The organism is Sinorhizobium sp. KGO-5 (assembly GCF_036245905.1).
GTDB lineage: Bacteria > Pseudomonadota > Alphaproteobacteria > Rhizobiales > Rhizobiaceae > Sinorhizobium > Sinorhizobium meliloti_A.
Window position 1 is genome coordinate 383,613 of sequence record NZ_BDIZ01000001.1, and the last position, 17,958, is coordinate 401,570.

The 17,958-nt window shown below is 63.3% G+C and carries 17 protein-coding genes and 1 pseudogene; 9 read left to right on the forward strand and 9 right to left on the reverse strand.

The genetic code is table 11. The features are described from left to right. Positions 1-52: 52 nt before the first annotated feature. Positions 53-3,106 carry an aminotransferase class III-fold pyridoxal phosphate-dependent enzyme gene (locus tag BHD07_RS01735; RefSeq protein WP_338277309.1) on the reverse strand — a complete coding sequence of 1,018 codons (3,054 nt, stop codon included), beginning with the start codon at positions 3,104-3,106 and terminating at the stop codon, positions 53-55. A gap of 43 nt (positions 3,107-3,149) precedes the next feature. Here BHD07_RS01735 and BHD07_RS01740 point away from each other — a divergent pair, with 43 nt between their 5' ends. Next, positions 3,150-3,692, forward strand: coding sequence for an Lrp/AsnC family transcriptional regulator (locus BHD07_RS01740; protein WP_198516873.1), 543 nt, complete (start codon positions 3,150-3,152; stop codon positions 3,690-3,692). Between the two features lie 53 nt (positions 3,693-3,745). Here the strand turns inward: BHD07_RS01740 and BHD07_RS01745 are convergent, their stop codons facing one another. Next, positions 3,746-4,687 carry an AraC family transcriptional regulator gene (locus BHD07_RS01745; RefSeq protein ID WP_275597397.1) on the reverse strand — a complete coding sequence of 314 codons (942 nt, stop codon included), beginning with the start codon at positions 4,685-4,687 and terminating at the stop codon, positions 3,746-3,748. Between the two features lie 237 nt (positions 4,688-4,924). On the opposite strand from BHD07_RS01745, the gene BHD07_RS01750 reads away from it, so the two are divergent. After that, positions 4,925-5,968 carry an NAD(P)-dependent alcohol dehydrogenase gene (locus tag BHD07_RS01750; protein WP_100674159.1) on the forward strand — a complete coding sequence of 348 codons (1,044 nt, stop codon included), beginning with the start codon at positions 4,925-4,927 and terminating at the stop codon, positions 5,966-5,968. Positions 5,969-6,049: 81 nt separating this feature from the next. On the opposite strand, the gene BHD07_RS01755 is transcribed toward BHD07_RS01750, so the two are convergent. Together BHD07_RS01755 and BHD07_RS01760 are read right to left on the reverse strand one after the other, a co-directional pair. Next, positions 6,050-6,514, reverse strand: a complete 465-nt coding sequence (locus BHD07_RS01755) for an Lrp/AsnC ligand binding domain-containing protein (protein WP_010970133.1) — start codon at positions 6,512-6,514, stop codon at positions 6,050-6,052. A gap of 23 nt (positions 6,515-6,537) precedes the next feature. Beyond that, positions 6,538-7,701 carry a M20 aminoacylase family protein gene (locus BHD07_RS01760; RefSeq protein WP_338277319.1) on the reverse strand — a complete coding sequence of 388 codons (1,164 nt, stop codon included), beginning with the start codon at positions 7,699-7,701 and terminating at the stop codon, positions 6,538-6,540. Positions 7,702-7,950: 249 nt separating this feature from the next. Between BHD07_RS01760 and BHD07_RS01765 the strand changes: the two genes are divergently transcribed. From BHD07_RS01765 to BHD07_RS01780, 4 genes and pseudogenes are all read left to right on the forward strand, one after another. Further along, entirely contained in the window at positions 7,951-9,033 is a 1,083-nt protein-coding gene (locus BHD07_RS01765; protein WP_338277321.1) for a D-alanyl-D-alanine carboxypeptidase family protein, read from the forward strand. Between the two features lie 12 nt (positions 9,034-9,045). Further along, positions 9,046-10,203: a CobW family GTP-binding protein gene (locus BHD07_RS01770; protein WP_338277323.1), complete on the forward strand. Its 1,158-nt coding sequence runs from the start codon at positions 9,046-9,048 to the stop codon at positions 10,201-10,203. 32 nt (positions 10,204-10,235) lie between these two features. Next, on the forward strand, positions 10,236-10,469 hold the full coding sequence (vapB, locus tag BHD07_RS01775; RefSeq protein WP_338277325.1) for a type II toxin-antitoxin system VapB family antitoxin: 234 nt from the start codon (positions 10,236-10,238) through the stop codon (positions 10,467-10,469). Between the two features lie 10 nt (positions 10,470-10,479). Beyond that, positions 10,480-10,560, forward strand: a pseudogene (locus tag BHD07_RS01780) (VapC toxin family PIN domain ribonuclease); the annotation flags it as partial. Positions 10,561-10,669: 109 nt separating this feature from the next. Here BHD07_RS01780 and BHD07_RS01785 read toward each other — a convergent pair. From BHD07_RS01785 to BHD07_RS01805, 5 genes are all read right to left on the reverse strand, one after another. Then, complete coding sequence (locus tag BHD07_RS01785; RefSeq protein WP_275597401.1) at positions 10,670-10,906, reverse strand: sulfurtransferase TusA family protein; 237 nt, start codon at positions 10,904-10,906, stop codon at positions 10,670-10,672. Next, a complete protein-coding gene (locus BHD07_RS01790; protein WP_338277328.1) occupies positions 10,906-12,348 on the reverse strand; it encodes a murein L,D-transpeptidase family protein in 1,443 nt (480 codons plus the stop codon). Before BHD07_RS01790 ends, BHD07_RS01785 begins: the two co-directional genes overlap by 1 nt. A 258-nt stretch (positions 12,349-12,606) precedes the next feature. Further along, the gene (locus BHD07_RS01795) at positions 12,607-13,560 is read right to left on the reverse strand and encodes an acetyl-CoA carboxylase carboxyltransferase subunit alpha (protein ID WP_003527479.1); all 954 of its coding nucleotides are present in this window, start codon (positions 13,558-13,560) and stop codon (positions 12,607-12,609) included. 63 nt (positions 13,561-13,623) lie between these two features. Continuing rightward, positions 13,624-14,559, reverse strand: coding sequence for a site-specific tyrosine recombinase XerD (gene xerD / locus BHD07_RS01800; protein WP_338277334.1), 936 nt, complete (start codon positions 14,557-14,559; stop codon positions 13,624-13,626). After that, positions 14,556-14,705, reverse strand: coding sequence for a hypothetical protein (locus tag BHD07_RS01805; protein WP_018096896.1), 150 nt, complete (start codon positions 14,703-14,705; stop codon positions 14,556-14,558). Before BHD07_RS01805 ends, xerD begins: the two co-directional genes overlap by 4 nt. Positions 14,706-14,939: 234 nt before the next feature. Here BHD07_RS01805 and BHD07_RS01810 point away from each other — a divergent pair, with 234 nt between their 5' ends. From BHD07_RS01810 to BHD07_RS01820, 3 genes are read left to right on the forward strand one after another with little or no spacing between them, the layout of a single operon-like run. Continuing rightward, positions 14,940-15,518: a shikimate kinase gene (locus BHD07_RS01810; protein ID WP_003527461.1), complete on the forward strand. Its 579-nt coding sequence runs from the start codon at positions 14,940-14,942 to the stop codon at positions 15,516-15,518. A gap of 4 nt (positions 15,519-15,522) precedes the next feature. Next, positions 15,523-16,656, forward strand: a complete 1,134-nt coding sequence (aroB, locus tag BHD07_RS01815; protein WP_338277336.1) for a 3-dehydroquinate synthase — start codon at positions 15,523-15,525, stop codon at positions 16,654-16,656. After that, positions 16,653-17,957, forward strand: coding sequence for an HlyC/CorC family transporter (locus BHD07_RS01820; protein WP_100674168.1), 1,305 nt, complete (start codon positions 16,653-16,655; stop codon positions 17,955-17,957). The genes aroB and BHD07_RS01820 overlap by 4 nt, the downstream gene beginning before the upstream one ends. The last annotated feature ends 1 nt before the right edge of the window (position 17,958 follow it).

Here is a 17,958-nt window from a genome sequence, read left to right on the forward strand (position 1 = left end):
GCGCGTCGCGCCCGGAGTGGTCTGGTTCTTCGGTAATGCCTCTACTTCGTAATTATCCGGCTCGCGCCAGCACCGCCTCGAACGTTTCCTCGAGCACGGCGATCAGGTGATCCGCGTCGCGCTTCGAAAAGATCATCGGCGGCCGCATTTTCAGGACGTTGTCATGTGGGCCCTCAGTGCCCATCAGCACGCCGCGCTGGCGGGCTCCGTTCGCGACGGCCCGGGCGATCTCCGTCGCCGGCGCCCTGGTTCTGCGGTCGCTGACGAGCTCAATGCCGAGGAACAGGCCGAGGCCGCGAACGTCGCCGATGACCTCGTAGCGCTCCTGCATGGTCCGGAAGGCGGCGAGAAGATGATTGCCGATATCGAGCGCATTGCGGCGCAGGTCCTCGCCTTCGATGACGTCGAGCACGGCGAGACCGACGGCGCAGGACACCGGGTTGCCGCCGAAGGTGTTGAAATACTCCATGCCGTTGTCGAACGAGGCCGCGATCTCACGCGTCGTGACGACCGCGGCGAGTGGATGACCATTGCCGATCGGCTTGCCCATGGTGACGATATCAGGAACGACGCCTTGCGTCTCGAAGGCCCACCAATGGCTGCCGACCCGGCCGAAGCCGACCTGCACCTCGTCGGCGATGCAGACGCCGCCGGCCTCCCGAATCATTCGGTAGACCTCCTTGAGGTAGCCATCCGGCAGAAACACCTGGCCTGCGACGCTCGGAACGGATTCGGCGAGGAAGAAGCCCGGCGCTTCGCCTCGGGCGCGCATCGCCGCGATCAGCTCGGCCACGTTTTCGGCGAAGCGCCTGCCGTGTTCCTCCAGCGGCCAGGCGGCCGGCGCGTGGTAACTGTCCGGAACGGCCGCCACGTGAACATGCGGCTTCTGGCCCTTTCCGCCCTTGCGGCGGAACTTGTATGCGCTGAGATCGATCAGCTCCTGCGTCGTACCGTGATAGGCCCAGTCCAACACGACGGCGTTTTCTTTGCCCGTGTGCGCGCGCATCAGGCGCAGGGCGAGACTGTTGGCTTCGGAGCCGCTGTTGGCGAAGGCGGCGACGGCGAGTTCCTTCGGCATCGTGGCCGTCAGCCGCTCGGCATAGGCGACGATGTTGTCGTGCAGGTAGCGCGTGTTGGTGTTGAGCGTCCCTGCCTGCCGGGCCAATGCGTCCACCACGGCCGGATGGGCGTGGCCGATGTGGCAGACATTGTTGAAGCAGTCGAGATAGGCGCGGCCGCGATCGTCGATCAGCCACACGCCTTCGCCGCGCACGAACTTGATCGGTTTCTCGTAGGAAATCGACAGGTTCGGCAGCAGCAGCTCTTTCCGTTGCCTGATGATGTCCTCGTGGGGGCGGCCGCTCCGGTCGTAGAATTCCGGCGCGATGCCGGCAAATGTGCTCGCGTCGGGGAAGAGCTCCGCCCAGACGTCGAGATAGCGCTCCTCGCCGACGCCGAGGATGTCCGTCGCTGCGAGACTTGTGTCGGTGGAGATCTGCAGATGCAGATGCGGCGCCCAGCCGCCGTTTTCTTCCGGAGCGCCCATTTCTCCGACAAGCGCTCCCGCCTCCAGCCTGTCGCCGGCCTTCAGCCGGCTGACGGCCTCATGGGCAAGATGGCCCCATAGCGTCAGGAAAGGCGGGCAGCCGTCCGGTTCATGGCGCAGAGCGATAAGGCAACCGTATCCGAGCGGATCCTTCTCGATCTCGACGCTCGCGACGGTGGCTGCAAGCGGCGTATGGACCTGGGTGCCCGCGGCCATGAAGAGGTCAAGACCCAGATGGCGCGTGCGGCGAGTCTCTTCGACTAGGCGGGAGACGAACATCTCGCCCGAATAGACGGTGCGGGCTTCACCCCAGGGGCCGATGCCGAGCTCGACACCGGCCCTGCGGCACTGCTCTTCCCAGACCGACTGCGCGTCATGCGGCCGGCCGGCCGCCGAACTGACGGTCATCGGATGCGCCGGATCGCCGTAGGGGACGAGAGCGGCCGGATAGGCCGCGGCTGGACGATCGAGAAGCGGCAGGAGGCTCTTGCGATTTCCGACGATCCAGGAGGCGACGGCGCGGGCTCCGGCGACTGTCTCGAAACCGCAGGCCTTTCTCAGGATCGCCGTTGAGAAACGCGGGTTCATCGCATCGAGTTTGCGCAGCAGCGCCCAGGCCGGCCTTTCGCTGATCGCGAGATAAGGGTTGTCGGCGGTATGCGCCCGGCGTGATGCGGAGATCGTCACCGAGGTGACCAGCCGCATCGCAATCAGGTCGAAGAGGAGATCGACTTCTTCTTCGAGGAGTGGGTATTCGGCATGGTAGCCGTTGGCGATCGCAGCCGCAGCGCCGATCGGATCGGGGTGGTCGAGGCCGGCATAGGCGGCGGCGATCGCGACTTCGGCGATGACGGGCGCGTAGAGGGCGTCGCCAAAGTCGATGATGCCGGAAATGCGGTCGTGGTCGTCTTCATCGATGAGGACGTTCCAGTCGTTTGCGTCGTTGTGGATGACGGCGGAGCGCAGCATCGGGAGCCGCGGGGCGACCCGCTCGTCGAAGCGGTCGAGAAAGCGCTGGAGAAGAGCACGATCCTGGAGATCGGCCACATATGCGAGCCGTCCGGCAGAACGTCCGGCATTGCGGATGTCCCAGTCGAGATCGCGCAGGGCGCCCGCATGCATGAAGCCTTTAAGCGAGGCATCGAAGCGGCCGAGCATCCGGCCGAGGGAGTGAAGTGCTCCATCGCTCCGATCGGACTGTGCGAGCGGAGTTCCCGGAACCCAGGTGACCAGCCGCAATCGATGGACGATCCCGCGTCTCGTGGTCGTCGCGAGGTTCTCGCCGGACAGTGTCGGTTGCAAATGCGGAACCGGCAGGTCTCCTGCATTTTCGCCGGCGTGCTTCAGCAGCGCTGTCTGGAAGTCGCTTTCGATTTCCGGTTCGGCGCCGTTGACGATCTTCAGAATGTAGCAGCGGCCATCACCGGTATTGACCTTGAAGTTCTGGTCCCGCTCGCTGTCCAGCGGCTGAAGTGACCCATCCAGGGCGAAGTGCTGCGCGAGGAGGGCTTGCGCTTCCTCGATCGTGAAATCCGGCGTCGTTTTCAGCATGTCGTTCATGGAGACCCCCGCTCTTGTCACGAGAGTTGCACGCCCGTTCGGCATGTGCATCCGGCATTTCGCCGGTTGCACCGGCACTTTGGTTATAATAACCGTCATCTTGCCGGCGGCGCTCGACAGCCGCCCGGCAGTCCCTCTGGCCGGCCGCAGGAGGCAGGATATCGACGCGACAGACCGAACGATCCTCAGCATATTGAGCCGCGAGGCGCGTATTCCCATGAAGTCGCTTGCCGGGCGTATCGGATTGTCGCGCAGTGCGACGGCCGAGCGTGTCGCGCGGCTGGAGAAGGCCGGCGTCATTCGCGGCTATCGCGCCGACATCGGCCAGCTGGAGGAGGGGGAGATCGAGGCTTTCCTGCTGGTGACGCTGAAGCGGACGCCCTCGCTCGGCGTGCTCGACCGGCTAGCCGGGTTTTCCTCCGTCAGACGCGTTTTCTCGGTCAGCGGCCAGCTCGATCTCGTCGTGGAAGTCAAGGTCGCTTCGATCAACGCGCTGAACGAACTGCGCAACGAAGTCGCGCAGCTCGACAATGTCGAGGATCTGACAACCTCGATCGTGCTGCGCCGCGATATCGAACGAAGCTGAGCAGCTACGCTCTTCCGGACGGAAAACCGTCCGACAGTTTTCCTGGAACTGCTCTAACCCTCGCTCAGCATCTCAACCTCGCCGATTGTACGGCCGATGAGGCTTCGGCGGACGCGGCCGACATCGCGCATCGGCGGCTCGCCGAAATGGCGGGCATATTCGCGGCTGAACTGGGACTGGCTCTCATAGCCGACCTTGTGGCCGGCATCGCCGGCATCGAGACGCTCCTCGAGCATCAGCCGCCTTGCCTCCTGCAGGCGCAGTTGCTTCTGGTACTGCAGCGGGCTCATCGCCGTGATCGCCTTGAAATGGTGATGAAGCGAGGAGACGCTCATGCTGACGCGGCTTGCGAGGTCGTCGATGCGCAAGGGGCGGGAATAATGTTCCTTCAGCCAGGACACCGCGCGGCCGATCTGGTGCGGCTGGCTCTCCGTGGTCGCCATCTGGCGGAGCCTGGCGCCGTGCGGTCCGAGCAGCAGGCGATAAAGCAGTTCCTGCTCGATCAGCGGCAGCAGCACCGCGATATCATCCGGTCTGTCGAGGAGCCGCAGCAGCCGAAGCGCCGTGTCCTCAAGATCGGGTGTGAGCTTGCTGACCGTCATGCCGCGCGGCGAACCCGGGGCTTTCGCAGCCTCCGGGCCGATTGCGTCGAGGAGCGCCGGAAGCCTCGTCGTATCGATCTGGAAGGCCATGCTGAGATAGGGTTCCTCGGGCGAGGCGAGCGATATCTGAGAGAGAACCGGCAGGTCGATGGAGGTCAAAAGGTAGTCCGAGGCGCCGTAGACGAGGGTTTCCTCACCGAGCACGACACGTTTCGCCCCTTGGACTATGATCGCCAGGCTCGGCTTGTAGGCGGCGCAATTCGGCTTCGCGGAAACGGAATGCCGGTGAACGCTCAGCCCTGGTATAATCGTCCGGTGATCGCCGTCCTCTCCGGCGATCCGGGCAATGATGTCGATCATTTCCTGACGCGGCATGCGCTGTGATTCTGTCATCTTCGGTGGACTTTCCAATAGCTTAGATCCGTGCGGAGACAGGGGGTCAGATAGGTTGTCGGTGCTATTCCGCCAGCTGCCTTCGGCGATTCTCGCAGAATCGTGCAAAAGTCTTGCAGGATCGCACTAACGCAATGGCCTTGTGAGGCAGCATAGTCCGCCCTGCCGCCTGCGGTCCATAGACCGATGGGCGCGCCACTCCCAGACATGCCACTCCCAGACATGAAGGACAGACCCATGGCCATTGCAAGAGGATATGCGGCGACGGACGCGTCGAAGCCGCTCGCACCCTTCACCTTCGAGCGTCGCGAACCGCGCGACGACGACGTGGTGATCGACATCAAATATTGCGGCGTCTGCCATTCCGATATCCACCAGGCGCGTGACGAATGGGGCAATTCGACCTTCCCCATGGTGCCGGGCCACGAAATCGTCGGCATCGTCAGGGCGGTCGGCTCCAAGGTCACCAGGTTCAAGATCGGCGATCGGGTGGGGGTCGGCTGCTTCGTCGACTCCTGCACGACCTGCGCCAAGCGCGACCACGATCTGGAGCAGTATCTGCCGGGCCTGGTGGTGACCTACAACGGCGTCGAGGCAGATGGAACACCGACCCAAGGCGGCTATTCCGACCATATCGTCGTCAAGGAAGGCTATGTACTCTCCATCCCGGACAACCTTCCGCTCGACGCTGCCGCACCGCTGCTTTGCGCCGGCATCACGCTCTACTCGCCGCTGCGTCACTGGAAGGCCGGCCCCGGCAAGAAGGTGGCGATCGTCGGCTTGGGCGGTCTCGGCCATATGGGCGTGAAGCTCGCCCATGCGATGGGCGCGGAGGTTACGGTGCTCAGCCAGACGCTTTCGAAGAAAGAGGACGGGCTTAAGCTCGGGGCGGATCACTACTTCGCGACGAAGGATCCGGAGACATTTACAAAGCTCGCAGGCAGCTTCGACCTTATCATCTGCACGGTCGCGGCCGAAATCGACTGGAACGCCTATCTCAACCTCCTGAAGGTCGATGGCGATCTGGTGCTCGTCGGCATTCCGGAGAATCCGGTGCCGGTCCATGCCTTCTCGCTGGTGCCGGCACGCCGCAGCATTTCCGGCTCCATGATCGGTTCTATCAAGGAGACGCAGGAAATGCTCGATTTCTGCGGCGAGCACGGAATCGTTTCGGAGATCGAGACGATCCGCATGGAGCAGATCAACGAGGCCTATGAGCGGGTGGTGAGAAGCGACGTGCGCTACCGCTTCGTGATCGACATGGAATCGATCAAGGCGTGATCGATTCCGATAGGTGAGACGCGGGATGCGGGCGGAAACCGCACACTTCTTAATCCCGCTCTGGCGGGCCGCTGCCGCTACTCAAAGCAGCGGCAGCGGCCCGTCATTCTTGATCTCTTCCATCACCGCATAGGTCCGGGTCTCCTTGACGCCCGGGAGCGTCCAAAGCACCTGGCCGAGGAAGTTGCGGTAGGCGGCCATGTCCTCGAAGCGGGTCTTGACGAGATAGTCGAAGCCGCCCGCGACCATGTGGCATTCGAGCACAGCGGGCGCCTGCTTTATGGCGGCCGCGAACTGGTCGAAGACTTCCGGCGTCGTCTTGTCGAGCATCACTTCGATGAAGACCAACAGCCCGAAGCCGAGCTTGTGGGGGTCGAGACGCGCACCGAAGCCGGAGACGTAACCTTCCTTCAGCAGCCGCCTCAGACGTTCGCTGGTCGCCGTCGGGGAAAGCCCGATCCGGTCCGCCAGCTCCAGATTGGTAATCCGCCCGTCCGCCTGCAGGATATTGAGGATTCTCCGGTCCGTCTTGTCGATCTGGTGCATGGTCGCCTCCCGCTTTCCGTGCCTCAGGCGGCAAGCCGTGTTTCGGCGAGCTTCACCCAGTAGGAAATTCCGTGCGGAATGGCTTCGTCGTTGAAGTCGTAAGCCGGGTGATGCAGTCCCGCCGTATCGCCATTGCCGATGAAGACGAAGGCGCCCGGCCGGGCCAGCAGCATGTAGGAAAAGTCCTCGCCGCCCATCATCGGGTCGAGCGCTGCGTTGACGTTGCCTTCGCCGGCGACCGTCGCGGCGACGGCGAGCGCGTGACCGGTCTCGGCGGCGTGGTTTACGGTCACGGGATAGTTGCGGCCGTACCAGACGTCGACGGTGGCGCCGTAGGCACCGGCGATGTTCTCGGCGATCTGGCGGATCCGGGCTTCGCCGGTGTCGCGCACTTCCGGCGTCAGCGCGCGCACGGTGCCGGCGAGTACGGCCTGTTCGGGGATGACGTTGTGGGCGAAGCCGGCATTGAACTTGGTGACGGAGACGACGATGGAGGCAAGCGGATCGACGGTGCGCGAGGCGATCGTCTGCAGCGCGTTGACGATCTGGGCGCCGATGGCGATCGGGTCGATCGTCTTGTGCGGCTGAGCGGCGTGGCCGCCGCGGCCCTTGACGGTGATGGTGAACTCGTCGGTCGAGGCCATGATCGGGCCGGCGCGGCTGCCGAAGTGGCCGACCGGCATCCCCGGCATGTTGTGCATGCCGTAGACCTCTTCGATCGCGAAGCGCTCCATCATGCCGTCCTTCACCATCTCGTTGCCGCCGCCGCCGCCTTCCTCGGCCGGCTGGAAGATCACCGCGACATTGCCGGCGAAGTTACGCGTTTCGGCAAGATACTTCGCCGCGCCGAGCAGCATGGCCGTATGGCCGTCATGGCCGCAGGCATGCATCTTGCCGGGGGCCGTCGAGGACCAGGACCTGCCGCTTGCTTCGGTGATCGGCAGGGCGTCCATGTCGGCCCTGAGCCCGACGGTGCGGCCCGGGCCGCGATTGCCGCGGATGAGGCCGACGACCCCGGTCCGGCCGAGGCCGGTCACGATTTCGTCAACGCCGAATTCCCTCAGTTTTTTTTCGACGAAGGCTGCCGTATTTTCCACCGCGAACAGGAGCTCCGGGTTCTGGTGCAGATGGCGCCGCCATTCGGTCACTTCGTTCTTGAGCTCGGCGGCACGGTTTAAAATCGGCATTGTTCGTTCCTGTCGTCTGTTCGTTCACTTCGGTTCGACACGCGAGTCCCGACGCTTCAGCGTCGGCTGGAGTCTCGCCGCTGGAGTGTCCGGGCGGTGGATTGGCGCGGCAGCCCGATGAATGGGCTTTGCCATCTCCTTGCCATATAGGCTAAATAGCGGGACGATACGAGGCAACTCCGGAATTTCGAGGTTTGGATTGTGGCAATAGCACGATTCCCGTTGGGCGACAGATTGGGCAGGGTAGGCATGCTTGCGGGAGCTTGCGCGGTCGTACTGGCTGCGGCGCTGCCTGCATCGGCCAATCCGCGGCTGGTGATCGACGTCGATACGCTCAAGGTCTACGAGCATCAGGACATCTTCCAGAAATGGTATCCGGCGTCGCTGACCAAGCTCATGACGGCCTATACCACGTTCCGTGCCATCCAGGCGGGGCAGCTGACGTTGGAAAGCCCGGTGGTCATGACGAAGAACGCCGCTTCGGAGCCGCCGAGCAAGATGTTCTACAAGCCCGGCCAGAAGATGACGCTCGACAGCGCGTTGAAGATGATGCTGATCAAGTCGGCGAACGACATCGCCGTTGCGATCGCCGAGACGGTCGGCGGATCCGAACAAGCCTTCATCGACAAGATGAACGCCGAGGCGCGCCGCATCGGCATGACCTCGTCGCATTTCATCAATCCCAACGGCCTGCCGGGCAAAGGGCAATATACGACCGCCCGGGACCTTGCGGTGCTCGCGCTTACGCTGAAGCGCGAATTCCCCCAATATGCTTCCTATTTCGCGCTGGAAGGCTTCACCACCGGCAAGAAGGACTATCCCAATTACAACATGCTGATAGGCCGCTTCGATGGCGCGGACGGCATGAAGACGGGGTTCATTTGCGCCTCGGGCTTCAACCAGGTCTCCTCGGCGAGCCGCGGCGGCCGCAGGGTGGTTTCGGTCGTGCTCGGCGAAGACAGCCTTGCAGCGCGTGCCGACGAGTCGGCCAGGCTCCTGCAGATGGCTTTTACCACGGTGGGCACGGGCAAGCCCTCGCTTGCGGAGATCGTGCCGTATGGCGAAACCCGCGGGGTGGTTGCCGATATCAGCAAGGAAATCTGCTCGAAGCAGGCGGCGAAGGTGCGCAGCGAGGGGCGTGACGAGGCCGGCCGGCAGAAGCTGCTTTCACCCTATATCCACGAGATCGACCGCCCGCTGAAACTTGCCTTCGCCGGCCTCATACCCGGCAGCGACGACAAGACGGCAAAAGCCGGCAGCGATGCCACGGCACAGGGCGATGCGGTCGAGATCGCCAATGTGCCGATTCCGATCCCGCGCCCGAGCTTCTGAACGGAGTCTTTCATGAACGGTCCAATGCCGGTGGTGCCGGTCTCGATCCTCACCGGCTTTCTCGGCGCGGGCAAGACGACCCTTCTGAACCGGGTGCTCAAGGATCCGGCGCTTGCCGACACGGCCGTTATCATCAACGAATTCGGCGATGTCTCCATCGACCACCTCCTGGTCGAGGCTTCGAGTGACGGCGTCATCGAGCTTTCCGACGGCTGCCTGTGCTGCACCGTGCGCGGCGAGCTCGTCGATACGCTGGCCGATCTCATGGACCGGATGCAGACCGGCCGCATCAAGCCGCTGAAGCGCGTCGTCATCGAGACCACCGGGCTTGCCGATCCGGCACCGGTGCTTCAATCCGTCCTCGGCAATCCCGTGATTGCCCAGAATTTCCGGCTGGACGGAGTCGTCACCGTCGTCGATGCGGTCAACGGCGAGCAGACGATCGCCAATCATGTGGAGGCCATGAAGCAGATCGCGGTGGCCGACCGGCTGGTGATCAGCAAAAGCGGGCTCGCCAAAGATGAAGGGATCGGCAGGCTCGAGGCGCAGCTCAGGGATCTCAACCCGCGCGCGCCGATCATCGACGGCGACACGGAAAAGGCGGGCCGGGCCGACCTCTTCGCCTGCGGTCTTTACGACGCCTCGACCAAGGTCGCCGATGTCGGGCGCTGGCTTCAGGACGAGGCCCATGCGGACGACCACCGCCACCACCACCACCACCACCACCACCATGACGACCACCACGAAGATGGTCACGGCCATGGGAACCACCATCACGACGTCAATCGTCATGGTTCGGACATCCGCTCATTCAGCATCGTGCATGACCGGCCGATCGAACCGATGGCGCTAGAGATGTTCATCGACCTCCTGCGCTCGGCTCATGGAGAAAAGCTGCTGCGCATGAAGGCGATCGTTTCCGTCGCGGACAATCCGGAGAGGCCGGTGGTGCTGCACGGCGTGCAGACGGTCTTTCACGCGCCGGAACGGCTTGCCGCCTGGCCCGACCCGGCCGATCGCCGGACGCGAATGGTTCTGATCACCAAAGGCCTCGAGGAAGCATTCGTGCGCGACCTCTTCGACGCCTTCACCGGCAAGCCCCGCGTCGACCGACCGGATGCGCAGGCGCTCGCGGACAACCCCCTGGCGGTGCCGGGGATGAAGTTCTGACGGCTCCGGTGGGCTTGAGAAAGGAATGGGTCTTGGCCAGTTCGACCGTATTCATCAGTAACCGTAGCCAGGCGGTGCGGCTGCCAAAGGCCGTCGCCTTTCCCGAGAGCGTGCATCAGGTCGATATTCTCAAGATCGGCCGCAGCCGCGTGATCGTACCCCAGGGCAAAAGGTGGGACGATCTGTTCCCCAACGGGCCGCACGTCAGCGAGGATTTCATGAGCGAGCGTAAGCAGCCGGTGGCGGAAACGCGCGACTCTTTCTGATGCTCACCTAAATGCTCGCAGCGAAGGGCTAATTGTCGTGGCCAGCGAGTTCGTCCGCATGCCGGGTGTAAGGGTCGAGAGCTGGCTGTGACAGATCCGAAGGCGCGGTGCGCCGCCAAGCGCTCCCGCTTCGGAGCCAGCTTTTTGACACTATCCGGTTCAGGTCGGCACGGAAAACCGTGGCACATTTTTTATGTTGGTTAGCACCGCTTGCGAATGAGGAAACGATGTCCGTCTGCGAGCGGCTCAGCCTGCTCCAGCCGGTGCCCGTCCTCGTTGCAGAAATGCGGGATGTCTATCACGGCCAGGGGGTCGGTCGTTTCGATCTCGATGAGCGCGCCGGGCGCCAGGTTTTCCATTCGCTTGCGCGTCTTCAAAACGGGAAGGGGACATTTCAGCCCCCTCAAATCGTAGCGTAGCCTCGCTTCCTCGGGCATCAATTGCCCCAGAGTTTCCAGAACGGGCGCTTCTTCGGCTGCTCGGCGGGCTGCTGTTCTGGTGCTTGCGCTTGCGCATTTCCGGCGGGAGCGGCGGCCACCTGAGCATTGTCCTGCGCCGGCGGTGCTGTCTGTTGCCCGCCGGCGGCGGCTTGCGGCTGGCCCGGTGCGGGCTGTTGAGCGGTTGGCTGGCCTGCGGCCTGCTGCGCGGGAGCGCCGGCGGCGGGTGCGGCTGGCGCGGCCGCCGGCTCGTTGCGAGAGAACAGGCCCCAGAGCGACTTCCTCGCGGGCTCGGCTTGTACCGCTGCCTGCTCCACGGGGCGCTCGAGCGGGTTGGCCTGCGGCACCGGCGGGCCCTTGCCTTCGCGGGCCGCCTTTTCCAGCGCTTCCTTCTGGATCAAGGTTGCCCGCTTGGCTTCCTCGGCCTCTTTCTGTTCGGCAAGCTTCTTTTCGAGATCGCTTACCTTGAGCAGCTTGCCCGCATCGAGCGAGGTGCCGGTCGGCGCATAGGCAAGCTCGCGGCCCTTGCGCTGATCGGCGACCACCGCCTTGCGTTCGGCCTCGGTCGGCTCGTACCAGACCATGCCCTCTAATTTCTTCAAGGCCTTCTCGTAGTCGCGCCGATAGTCCTTGTCGTAGCTCGCCATCGCCATCTGCAGCGCCGGCGGCGTCGTCATCGCAGGGCACTGGCCGGCCGCATTGAACTGCCCCTCAGCCTGCTGATTGAAGACGTATTTCCTCTCGCAGACATTCACTGCCGGCGGGCGCTTGGTCACTTCGAACTGGTCGTAGCCGGCCTTCAGCATCTTCCAGAATTCGATGTTCGGATTGTCGCGGTGGCGCGCCATGTTTTCCGCCGTCATGCGGAAGGGAAAGGCTTGAAGCTGCACGCTTTCCTGGCCGCCCTTGAACGCGTCGCGCGCGAGCGCGAAGATCTCGATGATCTGCTCGTTCGTCATCGAATAGCAGCCGGCCGAAGAGCAGGCACCGTGGATCATCAGATGGGTGCCGGTGCGGCCGTTAGCCTTGTCATATGTGTTCGGATAGCCCGTATTGATCGCCAGGTAATAGCTCGAATTCGGGTTCATCTGGTGCGGATAGAGCGGGTAAAATCCCTCCGGCGCCTGCCGGTCTCCCTCCTTCATCTTAGGCCCGAGCTTGCCCGACCATGCGCAGATCTTGTAGCTCTTCAGAAGCTGGAACCGGTTCGCCGTGTTCGCCTTCCAGACTTCGAGCGTCCCTTCTTCCTTGAAGATGCGCAACAGGATCGGGGACGTCTTCTGCATGCCCAGCTCGCGCATCTTGCTGACCATCTTGCCCGAAAGCTGATACTCGGTCTTGTTCTTGACGGACGACAGGTTGACCGAATCGAGCGTCTCGTTGGTGCAGCCCGCAAGAGCGGCTGCGACAGCGGCGGTGAGGACAAGGTTCCTGAAACGCATCGGCAAAAGCCCGTTCTAGCCACATTCTATCCGTGCACGCCTGTTCCACGAAGGACAGGCGTCAACGAATCAGTACGTCATTATTCTTCACGAAATCTTAACCGTGCAGGCGCCCCCTGCGAATGGCCACCTCTCATGACCTGATGAATATGGCCAAGATTTGGCCACAGTCCGATTTCCGGTTGCCGACCGCCTGGAATAATCGCAATGGTTCGGATTGGAACGGCCCGGATCGGATCGGAACGGACCGAGCCGTGATCAGAGGTTACGGCCGATATTCAGATATTTCTGCCGCCGGTCGGCCCGCAATTCGTCGCCATTGCGTGCGGAAAGCTCCTTGAGAGCGTCGCCGATCACGGTTTCCGTGCGGCTGATGACCGCGTCCGGGTCGCGGTGGGCTCCACCGACAGGCTCCGGGATTATTCCGTCGATGACGCCGAGCGACTTCAGGTCTTCGGCGGTGATCTTCATGTTGCTGGCGGCTTCCTTGGCGCGCGTCGAGTCGCGCCAGAGGATCGAGGCCGCACCTTCCGGGGAGATCACGCTGTAGATCGCGTGCTCCAGCATGTAGACGCGGTTGCCGGTCGCAATCGCGATCGCGCCGCCCGAGCCGCCTTCGCCGATCACCACGGTGACGATCGGCACCTTGACGTTGAGGCACATTTCGGTCGAGCGGGCGATCGCCTCGGCCTGGCCCCGCTCCTCGGCGTTGACGCCCGGATAGGCGCCTGCCGTGTCGACCAGCGTTATCAGCGGCAGGCCGAAACGGTCGGCCATCTCCATTATGCGCGTCGCCTTGCGATAGCCCTCGGGGCGGGGGCTGCCGAAATTGTGCTTGATGCGCGACTTGGTGTCGTTGCCCTTCTCCTGTCCGATGACGGCGACCGGCGTGCCGTGAAAGCGGGCAAGCCCCGCCTGGATCGCGTCGTCATTGGCGAAGTTCCGGTCGCCGGCAAGCGGCGTAAACTCGGTGAAGAGGCGCGAGGCATAGTCCAGGAAATGCGGACGCGAGGGGTGGCGAGCGACCTGGGTCTTCTGCCAGGGGGACAATTTGGAATAGATCTCGACCATCGCATCGCGGACGCGCCCTTCCAATCGGGCGATCTCGTCTGATGTGTTAACGCTCTCGTCTTCGCTGGCGAGCTTCTTCAGTTCGAGAATCTTGCCTTCGAGATCAGAGATGGGTTTTTCGAAGTCGAGATAATTGTGCATCAGACGCGTTTCCGATCGTTTTTCGACAAGGGCCGCCCTGCCAAGTCATTCCATCAGGCGGACCTAATCCTGTTTTTTCGCCTGTTTGGCAAGGGGGTGATGGTTCTGCACGAGGTCGTGAAGCCGTTCTTCCAGCACATGCGTATAGATTTGTGTCGTGGAAATGTCTGAATGGCCGAGCAGTTCCTGCACGGCGCGAAGGTCGGCGCCGTTGGCGAGCAAATGACTGGCGAAGGCATGGCGCAGCACGTGCGGCGAAATCGCCGCCACCCGGATGCCTGCCCGCGCCGCGAGGCTCTTGAGGTCGCGGGCAAAGACCTGCCGCGGCAGATGGCCGGTCTTGCCATTGGAGGGGAACAGCCAGGGGCTGTCCGCACCGTCTTCCTGCAGTTGTTCGCCATAGGCGCGCATGGCGCGGATCGCCGCCTGCGACAGCGGTACGAGCCTTTCCTTGTTACCCTTGCCGCGAATTATGAGGAAACGCCCGTTCTGCGCAAGCACGCTTGCCGGAAGCGACACGAGCTCGCTGACGCGCATGCCTGTCGCATAAAGGAGTTCGATCAGCGCGTGCATGCGCAAATTCGCCATCGCATCGCCCTTGCCGGATTTCGCCTCCGCTTCCGCCTGGCCGATCAGCCGGGTGACGTGCTCGATGCTCAGCGTCTTGGGGAGTGTGCGGGCTTTCTTCGGCGCGTCGAGGATGCCCGTCGGGTCGTCCGTGCGCAGCCCCTCAGCATAGAGGAACTTGTAAAATTGCCGGAGCGCCGAGAGCCGCCGCGCTTGCGATGACGATTTGAAGCCCTGGCCTGCGAGATGGGAGAGATAGCTTCTGAGATCGTCGGCCGAGGCGTCGGTGAGCCCGGTGCCGCGCGTGCGCAGGAAGGAACGCGCGTCCTCGAGGTCGCGCTCGTAGGATTGCAGCGTGTTTACCGCCGCTCCACGCTCGGCGCTCATCATTTCCAGAAAGGATTCGACGTAGGCTGCAGACATATCCATCATTGCGGCTTGTTGACCCGTTCCGAGGGAATGCGCACCGTCACGTCCCGCTCAACCGGGTCGACGAAAGTGACGAGCGCCACCATCGCGCCATAGACCATGCCGGCCCCGACGGCGCAGATGAACAGGAAGCGGAAGAGGGTGGGCATTCAAGTCTCCTCTGCATGGCGCCGAAAGGGAACGGTACGGCATCGGATCATGCCGTCTGTTCGAAGCGTTACCACGATCGCTGCAGTCGAGCAGGGCGTTTCGCTGGCGCGGATGCGTGATCTATATGAACGGGCCCGCCCTGAAGTTCAAGAAGCCGGCGCGACACCAAGCGACGGCTTGACGCTCCCCCCCGTTTTGTCGATACCGGAGAGGAATGGGGAATTTGAAGCGCAATGAACGATGTGACCGAACCGGTTTCCGCGACGCTGGCCGAAAGAGCGAAGCGCACTCTCGGTAAGCGTAATCTCGTTTTCATCGGCCTGATGGGGGCGGGTAAATCGGCAATCGGTCGGCTGACCGCCCAGGCCCTTGGCGTTCCTTTCGTCGATTCCGACCACGAGATCGAGCGGGTCTCGCGCATGACGGTCAGCGATCTCTTCGCGACTTACGGCGAGGAAGAGTTCCGGGCGCTGGAAGCCCGCGTGCTGAAGCGCCTGCTCAGGTCCGGCCCGCGGGTGGTGTCGACCGGCGGCGGCGCCTATATCAATGAGCGCTCGCGGCGGCATATCAAGAAGGGCGGCCTGACCATATGGCTCAACGCCGAGCTGGACGTGCTATGGGAGCGGGTGAACAAGCGCGACACGCGGCCGCTTCTGAAGACCGAGAATCCGAAGCAGACGCTCGAGAACCTAATGCGCGCGCGCTATCCGATCTATGCCGAGGCGGACCTGACCGTTCTCTCGCGCGATGTGAAAAAGGAAGCGATGGTCGAGGAGGTTCTCGCCGCCATCGCCGATCATCAGAAAGCCTGAAGCCATGACCAGCCATGTGATGCCAACCGCCGAGCGCAGGGTCCGCGTCGATCTCGCAGAGCGTTCCTACGATATTCTCATCGGCTCCGGTCTGATCGCCGCGGCAGGCCGGGAGGTCGCTTCCCGGCTCAAGGGCCGGAAGATGGCGGTCATCACCGACGAGAACGTCGCGCCCCGCTACCTCGAACCGCTTATGGCGAGCCTCGGGGAAAGCGGCATCGAGGCTGTCTCCCTGATCCTGCCGGCAGGCGAGAAGACCAAGAGCTTCGAGCATCTGATCCCGGTTTGCGAGGCCATCCTCGGCGCCAGAATCGAGCGCAACGACGCGGTGATCGCGCTCGGCGGCGGCGTGGTCGGCGATCTTACCGGCTTTGCCGCCGGTATCGTCCGCCGCGGTTCGCGCTTCATCCAGATCCCGACATCGCTGCTGGCGCAGGTCGATTCCTCGGTCGGGGGCAAGACAGGGATCAATTCGCCGCACGGCAAGAACCTGATCGGCGTCTTCCATCAGCCGGACCTCGTCCTCGCCGATACCGCCGCGCTCGACACGCTGAGCCCGCGCGAGTTCCGCGCAGGCTATGCCGAGGTCGCGAAATACGGGCTGATCGACAAGCCGGATTTCTTCGAATGGCTCGAGGAAAACTGGCAGGCGGTTTTTGCAGGCGGACCCGCCCGGATCGAGGCGATTGCCGTCAGCTGCCAGGCAAAGGCCGACGTCGTTGCCGCGGACGAGCGCGAAAACGGACGTCGCGCGCTCCTCAATCTCGGCCATACCTTCGGCCATGCGCTGGAGGCCGCCACCGATTACGACAGCAAGCGGCTGGTGCATGGGGAGGGCGTTGCGATCGGCATGGTTCTGGCGCATGAGTTCTCAGCCCGGATGAATCTTGCGAGCCCTGACGATGCGCGGCGCGTGGAGGCCCATCTGAAAACCGTCGGCCTGCCGACGCGCCTGGCCGACATTCCCGGGGCGTTGCCGCCGGCCGATCGGCTGATGGAGGCGATCGCCCAGGACAAGAAGGTGAAGGGAGGCAAGCTCACCTTCATCCTTACGAGGGGCATCGGCCAGTCCTTCGTGGCGGACGACGTGCCCTCCTCGGAGGTGTTGAGCTTTCTTACGGGAAAGCACCCGCGATGACCGATGTGCTACTGGGCTTTCTGACGGAATATTGGCTGTCGCTGCTTTCCGTTATTTCCCTTCTCGTTATTTCCGCCTTTTTCTCCGGCTCGGAGACGGCGCTGACCGCAGCCTCGCGCTCGCGGATGCATACGCTGGAGAACAACGGCGATGAGCGGGCCGGCATGGTCACCCGGCTGATCGAGCGCCGCGACCGTCTGATCGGGACGCTGCTCATCGGCAACAACCTCGTCAACATTCTGGCCTCGTCGCTGACGACGAGCCTGCTGATCGGCCTCTTCGGCGATTCGGGCGTGGCGATCGCCACCGTCGCCATGACGGTACTGCTCGTCATCTTCTCCGAGGTCCTGCCGAAGAGCTGGGCGATCGCGTCGCCGGACCGGTTTGCGCTGGCGGTTGCGCCTTGGGTCCGCCCCTTCGTTGTCGTCGTGGGTCCGGTATCCTCCCTCGTCAACGCAATCGTCAGGCGCATCCTGCACCTCTTCGGCATCAATCTTTCTTCCGACTTGCCGATGCTCACCGCGCATGAGGAACTGCGCGGCGCGGTCAATCTGCTCCACCGCGAAGGGTCGGTCATCAAGGCGGACCGCGACCGGCTCGGCGGGGTGCTCGATCTCGGCGAGCTCGAAGTTTCCGACGTCATGATCCACCGGACAGGCATGCGGGCGATCAATGCGGATGACCCGCCCCAGACCTGCGTGCGCGAGATCCTCGAAAGTCCGTTTACACGCCTGCCGTTGTGGCGCGGCTCGGCCGACAACATCATCGGCGTCGTCCATTCCAAGGACCTGCTCCGGGCGCTCGCCGAGCCGAATGTGGAGCCCGAGACGCTCGATATCGTCAAGATTGCGCAGAAACCCTGGTTCGTTCCGGATTCGACCAATCTCAAAGACCAGCTCAATGCCTTCCTGCGCCGCAAGCTGCATCTTGCCATCGTGGTCGACGAATACGGCCAGGTGCAGGGGCTCGTCACGCTGGAGGATATTCTCGAAGAGATCGTCGGCGACATTGCCGACGAGCACGACATCGACATCCAGGGCGTACGTCAGGAAGCCGACGGTTCGATCGTCGTCGATGGTTCCGTGCCGATCCGCGACCTCAACCGGGCGCTGGACTGGTCGTTGCCGGACGAGGAGGCGACGACAGTTGCCGGCCTCGTGATCCATGAATCGAAGAGCATTCCGGAGGAACGGCAGGCTTTCACGTTCTATGGGAAGCGTTTCACCGTGATGAAGCGCGTGAAGAACCGGATCACCAAGCTGCGCATCCGCGCGGCCGAGGACGAGGGGCAGGTGGGTTAGG

Excerpts from the sequence above, each read along its gene's own strand:
- BHD07_RS01770 (WP_338277323.1), top strand. The coding sequence starts at position 9,046 with ATGAACGGTCCAATGCCGGTGGTGCCGGTCTCGATCCTCACCGGCTTT.
- BHD07_RS01750 (WP_100674159.1), top strand. The coding sequence starts at position 4,925 with ATGGCCATTGCAAGAGGATATGCGGCGACGGACGCGTCGAAGCCGCTC.
- BHD07_RS01740 (WP_198516873.1), top strand. The coding sequence starts at position 3,150 with ATGTGCATCCGGCATTTCGCCGGTTGCACCGGCACTTTGGTTATAATA.
- BHD07_RS01785 (WP_275597401.1), bottom strand. The coding sequence starts at position 10,906 with ATGCCCGAGGAAGCGAGGCTACGCTACGATTTGAGGGGGCTGAAATGT.
- BHD07_RS01795 (WP_003527479.1), bottom strand. The coding sequence starts at position 13,560 with ATGCACAATTATCTCGACTTCGAAAAACCCATCTCTGATCTCGAAGGC.
- BHD07_RS01810 (WP_003527461.1), top strand. The coding sequence starts at position 14,940 with ATGAACGATGTGACCGAACCGGTTTCCGCGACGCTGGCCGAAAGAGCG.
- BHD07_RS01805 (WP_018096896.1), bottom strand. The coding sequence starts at position 14,705 with ATGCCCACCCTCTTCCGCTTCCTGTTCATCTGCGCCGTCGGGGCCGGC.
- BHD07_RS01755 (WP_010970133.1), bottom strand. The coding sequence starts at position 6,514 with ATGCACCAGATCGACAAGACGGACCGGAGAATCCTCAATATCCTGCAG.
- BHD07_RS01820 (WP_100674168.1), top strand. The coding sequence starts at position 16,653 with ATGACCGATGTGCTACTGGGCTTTCTGACGGAATATTGGCTGTCGCTG.
- BHD07_RS01790 (WP_338277328.1), bottom strand. The coding sequence starts at position 12,348 with ATGCGTTTCAGGAACCTTGTCCTCACCGCCGCTGTCGCAGCCGCTCTT.
- BHD07_RS01735 (WP_338277309.1), bottom strand. The coding sequence starts at position 3,106 with ATGAACGACATGCTGAAAACGACGCCGGATTTCACGATCGAGGAAGCG.
- aroB (WP_338277336.1), top strand. The coding sequence starts at position 15,523 with ATGACCAGCCATGTGATGCCAACCGCCGAGCGCAGGGTCCGCGTCGAT.
- BHD07_RS01745 (WP_275597397.1), bottom strand. The coding sequence starts at position 4,687 with ATGACAGAATCACAGCGCATGCCGCGTCAGGAAATGATCGACATCATT.
- xerD (WP_338277334.1), bottom strand. The coding sequence starts at position 14,559 with ATGATGGATATGTCTGCAGCCTACGTCGAATCCTTTCTGGAAATGATG.
- BHD07_RS01765 (WP_338277321.1), top strand. The coding sequence starts at position 7,951 with ATGCTTGCGGGAGCTTGCGCGGTCGTACTGGCTGCGGCGCTGCCTGCA.
- BHD07_RS01760 (WP_338277319.1), bottom strand. The coding sequence starts at position 7,701 with ATGCCGATTTTAAACCGTGCCGCCGAGCTCAAGAACGAAGTGACCGAA.